Raw genomic sequence first — 580 nt, forward strand, 5'->3', positions numbered from 1 at the left:
CTTCGCTGTCGGTTTCGTTCGGGTCGAAACCAAGCAAGCGCACGATAATGTTCGTGTTCTTGCCGATCAGCCAAATCATCGGCTTGCACACCTTCGCAAACACATGAATCGCAGGTACCACGGCACGCGCGATCTGCTCGTTGCGTTGCATGGCGATACGCTTCGGCACCAACTCCGAAATCACGATCGAACAGTACGAAATGATCAACGTCAGCACAATGGTGGTCAGGGGAGCGGCCACACTCGTCGGCACGCCCCAACTTTCAACGATCGGCACAATATAAGGCGAAATCGACGATTCGCCGAACGATGCGGAAAGGAAACCGCTCAACGTCACGCCGATCTGTACGGTCGACAAAAACGCGTTCGGATCTCGCGCGATCTGTGCGACGCGCTTTCCGCGGGCATCCTCCTGTTCCATCTGGTCGATCTGCGATCCACGCAGGCTGACCAACGCCAGTTCGGTGCCGGCGAACACCGATCCGAGCAACAGAAAAACGAAAATCAGAAGAATGTTCAAACCTAGAGACATGGTTCCACTCTATCGGGGCGGTATGTCAAAGTGTCTGTATCTCCTGAT

At 54.7% G+C, this 580-nt stretch carries 1 protein-coding gene; it reads right to left on the reverse strand.

The window, feature by feature from the left end; translation table 11 throughout:
* A partial coding sequence (locus IE142_RS35575) for a CNNM domain-containing protein (protein WP_191889490.1) occupies positions 1 to 532 on the reverse strand: 532 nt, incomplete at its 3' end.
* Between the last annotated feature and the right edge of the window lie 48 nt (positions 533 to 580).

Origin of the sequence: Streptomyces mutabilis (genome assembly GCF_014649815.1) — a bacterium.
Lineage (GTDB): Bacteria > Actinomycetota > Actinomycetes > Streptomycetales > Streptomycetaceae > Streptomyces > Streptomyces mutabilis.